Below are 4,604 nucleotides of genomic sequence, written 5' to 3' on the forward strand. Positions count from 1 at the left end.
ACTCCTCCTATACTTTCAGCAGTGCTAGAGTTTGGTGCTCAACTGTGGCACTTTTAGGACTAAACTACTTTTTATGACGATCGTCCTTTTTCTTTAATTTGCACAATGTCTTCAGAAACAAACTCAGCGGCTCAATCTACAACTGGTGCAGATGCGATCGATGTTGCGATCGCCTCTGGAATCGACTTTGACGGTACTCCGATTCCGCAAGCAAAATTAGACCTCTACAAGCAAGTGATGGGATTAGAAGCCGGCAGACAGCGCAGTGGCGTGTCAAATACAATGCGATCGCGCATTGTCCGAATCGGTGTCAAACATCTGCCCCAAAACGAGCTCGATCAAATGCTAGTTGCTGCTGACTTCGCACCGCTGAAAGATAAAGAAGTTGCGTTTTATTACGGTGGAAAGTAGAATTATCTACCCTTCTAGATAGATGAACAGTCATCCCCAGATCGGTGAAACTTGGAACAAATCCTAGCAGAAGGTCAGTTTATGAGCACTAACGGAAATAGCGTCATCAGCAACCTCGAGTATGATTTGTTAACAGTTTTGCAAAACAAGTCTGAAGCTTTGAAAGCCTACGATACTTACATGAAAGATGCTCAAGAAACCGGTTCTGGGCCTTGTGCTGAACTGTTTCAAAAATTGCAGCAAGCTGACATGGAGCACGCGCAGGAAATTCGGCAGCACCTTCAACAGGTAATGCAGCACGGCAAGATGTAAAGCTGGTGCAACTCGCTCTGCAAGTTATGAGTTATGAGTTAAGTAGCAGCTATGAGTTAAAGAGTTTTGGATGCACGACTCATCTTCCATTCCCTAAACTCTCTCTCTACCGAGCGATGGAAACATCAATTTGACCGCTCAACCAATGTCGCTTACAACTCTTAATTCATAACTAGCAACTCGTGACACCACTTCTTGAAAGTTCAGCTACGGGTAGGGACTTAGGCTTTGCTTAAGTCCTTACCTATGTAGTGGTACAGGTTATATAGCAACCGCCACGACGGTTAGGACGTTGTTAATGGCTGAAACGATTGATTTTATTGCTTCTTCCTTCTTCCTTCTTCCTTCTTCCTTCTTCCTTCTTCCTTCTGCTATAAAATCTCCGGTTTTAAAGCTCGTTCCATTAAGGATAAAACGGCTTGTTCAGGAGTAATTTCACCATTTAATAAGCGATAAACTTGACGAGAAACAGGCACTTCAATGTCGCGTTGAGTAGCCAAATCAATCAACACATTAGTAGTATTGACCCCCTCAGCCGTACTCTGCAATTCGTGCAAAATTTGCTCTAATGATTTGCCTTCAGCCAATCCGAAACCAACCCGATAATTGCGCGATAAAGGACTGTTGCAAGTAGCGAGTAAATCTCCCAAACCAGACAAACCGTAAAAAGTTTCTGCGCGAGCTCCCAAACGAACTCCCACCCGAATCATTTCCGGCAAAGCGCGAGTCAGCAAAGCAGATTTAGCATTAGTTCCTAATTGTAAACCGTCGCAAACACCAGCGGCGATCGCAAATACATTTTTCAAAGTTCCACCTAACTCAGTCCCTAGCGGGTCTTCATTCACATAAACCCGGAAAATATCGGAACTGTAAATATTTTGCACTTGCTTGGCCGCCGCTAAATCCAAACTCGCCGCTACCGTTGCAGCCGGCAATCCTTGCTGAATTTCCTCGGAAAGATTTGGGCCCGAAAGTACCACAATTGAATTGTTAGGAAAGGCATTTTGCCAAATTTGAGATGGAGTGCGTGTAGTCGCGGGGTCTAAACCTTTGGTGACGGTAACTATAATTGTACTGGGACTTAACTCTAAAGCCAAAAGTCGATCGACCGTGGCTCCAACTCCTTTCATGGAAACTGCCGAAATAACAACATCCGCACCTGTGATAACTGATTCTAGATTAACAGAACTGCTGCGCGACCACAAATTAACTCGAGATCCTTTTTTGTCTCCCAGATTTGCCAAGGCAGAACCCCAAGCACCTCCGCCTAATATTGTCAAGCTTGGCATAGAATTTAGTTTAATGAACTCCGATGTTACACCATTCTCAAGAACGGGCTAGAAGCCCGTTCCACAAGAAGATTGAGTTTTTTTGTGGAACAGGCATCTTGCCTGTTCCTGACGGGCGAGACGCCCGTTCCACAAGAAGATTGAATTTTTTTGTGGAACAGGCATCTTGCCTGTTCCTGACGGGCGAGACGCCCGTTCCACAATAACATTGAGTTTTTTTGTGGAACAGGCATCTTGCCTGTTCCTGACATTAGTGCAATAACATTGAGTTTTTTTGTGGAACAGGCATCTTGCCTGTTCCTGACATTAGTGCAAGATGTGAGATGAACGAAACAAAAACTCCCCTCCTACAAACGCGGCCGCAATCCATAATGACGGTAACGCCAATAATCTCGTAAAATGCGATCGTGATCGAAACACAATTCACGAGGAATCTGCCAAGATTCAAAAATTTGTAAACTTTTAGCATCGTCGGCGGCTTGAGGTTCGCCCGTTGCAGAAGCCAAGAATACAATACTAATAGTGTGTTGCCGCGCGTCGCGATTTGGATCGGAATAAACGTAAAATTGCTCAATTAATTCTACATTCAAACTCGTTTCTTCTAAAGCTTCGCGTTTGGCCGCCGTTTCTACCGATTCTCCGTAATCAACAAAGCCGCCGGGAAGTGCCCAGCCGTAGGGAATATTGCGGCGTTCGATGAGTACGATCGGCCGATGGGGGCGATCGGCTAACTCGATGATAATATCAACTGTAGGAACGGGATTTCTATAAGTCATTTGCGAAGGAAGAAGGAAGGCACGAGACGGATTTTGACAGGAATACACGGATTAATTTCAACGGGTTCGGAGTTCCTTCTTCCTGCTGAATTATGCTAAACCGCGAAGTGGTACGCGCTGCTTTTGCAAAACCTCTGCATAAAGCTTTTCCAACTCAGTAATATTCTGACTGAGAGTGTATCGCTCCATCGCCCGTTGGCGTGCTTTTTGACCAAGCAGCATTCCCAACTCAGGATGATCGCAAAACAGCGGCAGCAAGGTTTGCAACTGACTTCGTACCCTCTGAGTGTTCAAAACTATCCCCGCGCCTTCCTCCAAGGCCTCGCCGTCTGCACCGGCATCCGTTGCCAAACAAGCTAAACCGCAGGCCATCGCTTCTAGCAGCGACAGCGACAGTCCCTCCACCAAAGAAGGCAAAATAAATACGTCAGCACCCCGGAGAATTTCGATCCGGCGTTCCTCCTCGGCGACAAATCCGAGCCACACAATGCCATCATCTTCGCCGTAAAACAGTTGCAGCGAGGCGGCTAGGGGCCCGTCGCCTACGATCGCCAATACGTTCCCAGGGCCAAAATTGCACTGTTTCCAGGCCTTGAGCAGGGCTTCGACATTTTTCTCCTGGGCAATGCGGCCTTGGTAAACAAAAATTCGATCGGCCTTTAATTCCGACTTCAGCCCCGAAGGCCCTGGAGAATATTTAACAGCATCCACGCCGTTTGGAATCACAGCCACCCGTTCCTGTGGCACTCCCAACTTCACCAATATATCCCGCTGAATCTGAGAAAAAACGATCGTCGAGTCGTAGTTCGCCAAAAAAGGAGCATACAGTTGATACATCAGGTGTTGGGTTCCCGATGTCAAATTCCGCAATTTGCGATCGAACGGCGGGTGAAAAGTCGCCACCAGAGGCAAATTCAATTCTTGACAAATTTCCGGCAGCAGAAAGTCTAGAGGCGAAAGCGTCAGGGAAGCGTGAACAACATCGGGTTTCAGCCGCCGCAGAGATTTCATCAGCACTGTGCGGGACTTGAGAGTTGGAATCGTATAAATTTGCGATTTGTAGTGACAGGGTAAAGAGACTTCGTTGCAACTGGCGGACGAAAGCGAAGTGGTATATGAGGTTTGAGTAATTCCCTTTGCCCATGAACCATTTGCCATACTCCACCCCGTATTGTTCCTGTCCAGTGGGCCCGCTTCTTGGGCAAAGTGCAGGAAACTGACCTGGTATCCCCGGTCTAATAGTGCGTTGGTGACTTCCCTGGAGTAAGTGACGTTACCGCAAAAAGGTGATTTTTTTCCTAGCCAAGCGATGTGCATTCCAGTAAATCAGAGTTTGTTATTTATTTAGGTTCGATCGACTTTGCTATTACTGCTACGGAGGCGTTGCTGAATACAGGTATGAATTCAAGATTTCGGAATTGCTAGAAGCCAAGTATGGTGAGTTTTGTAACTTCCGAGAAAAGTTGATTCATACCGTGAATCAGCAACGCCGGTTTCTATAATTGGCATATTTAGCCTTTCATACCGTAAATCAGCAACGCCGGAATTAATTCCCTGTCGGACTTTCTCAAAAAACCCGGTTTCTTCGCTACTTTTTCCAATTTGGAGTCACAGCTCATCCTTCGATTATGCAGCGCCAATCCTTGAGGTTATGGTTAGATAAAGAAATTGGTAACGGGAATAGAGCCAGCAGGAGGTAACGTCCCGGTGGTTGTTAATTTGATCACTAAATCGTTACTCGCCTGAAAACCAGCAGTAGCATCATTAATGACAAGGTAATTACCCGCAATCGAGGCATTTGTAGCCACAACTAAAG

7 protein-coding genes are annotated in these 4,604 nt (G+C 46.2%); 2 read left to right on the top strand and 5 right to left on the bottom strand.

Features of this window, described 5'->3' with window-relative positions; genetic code table 11:
* The first annotated feature begins 105 nt into the window (after positions 1-105).
* Together QUB04_RS21445 and QUB04_RS21450 are read left to right on the top strand one after the other, a co-directional pair.
* On the top strand, positions 106-411 hold the full coding sequence (locus tag QUB04_RS21445; RefSeq protein WP_333287426.1) for a small RNA NsiR4-regulated ssr1528 family protein: 306 nt from the start codon (positions 106-108) through the stop codon (positions 409-411).
* A gap of 81 nt (positions 412-492) precedes the next feature.
* The gene (locus tag QUB04_RS21450) at positions 493-723 is read left to right on the top strand and encodes a hypothetical protein (protein ID WP_333287428.1); all 231 of its coding nucleotides are present in this window, start codon (positions 493-495) and stop codon (positions 721-723) included.
* 371 nt (positions 724-1,094) lie between these two features.
* Here the strand turns inward: QUB04_RS21450 and QUB04_RS21455 are convergent, their stop codons facing one another.
* From QUB04_RS21455 to QUB04_RS21475, 5 genes are all read right to left on the bottom strand, one after another.
* Positions 1,095-2,012 (bottom strand): NAD(P)H-dependent glycerol-3-phosphate dehydrogenase, encoded by a 918-nt coding sequence (locus QUB04_RS21455; protein ID WP_333287430.1) that lies wholly within the window; start codon positions 2,010-2,012, stop codon positions 1,095-1,097.
* A 26-nt stretch (positions 2,013-2,038) separates the two neighbouring features.
* Positions 2,039-2,245 (bottom strand): hypothetical protein, encoded by a 207-nt coding sequence (locus QUB04_RS21460; RefSeq protein ID WP_333287432.1) that lies wholly within the window; start codon positions 2,243-2,245, stop codon positions 2,039-2,041.
* 114 nt (positions 2,246-2,359) lie between these two features.
* Positions 2,360-2,788, bottom strand: coding sequence for an NUDIX hydrolase (locus QUB04_RS21465; protein WP_333287434.1), 429 nt, complete (start codon positions 2,786-2,788; stop codon positions 2,360-2,362).
* A gap of 90 nt (positions 2,789-2,878) precedes the next feature.
* Positions 2,879-4,105 (bottom strand): glycosyltransferase family 4 protein, encoded by a 1,227-nt coding sequence (locus QUB04_RS21470; protein ID WP_333287436.1) that lies wholly within the window; start codon positions 4,103-4,105, stop codon positions 2,879-2,881.
* 338 nt (positions 4,106-4,443) lie between these two features.
* Positions 4,444-4,596, bottom strand: a complete 153-nt coding sequence (locus QUB04_RS21475) for a bluetail domain-containing putative surface protein (protein ID WP_333287444.1) — start codon at positions 4,594-4,596, stop codon at positions 4,444-4,446.
* Between the last annotated feature and the right edge of the window lie 8 nt (positions 4,597-4,604).

This window comes from Microcoleus sp. D2_18a_B4, from assembly GCF_036702475.1.
GTDB lineage: Bacteria > Cyanobacteriota > Cyanobacteriia > Cyanobacteriales > Microcoleaceae > Microcoleus.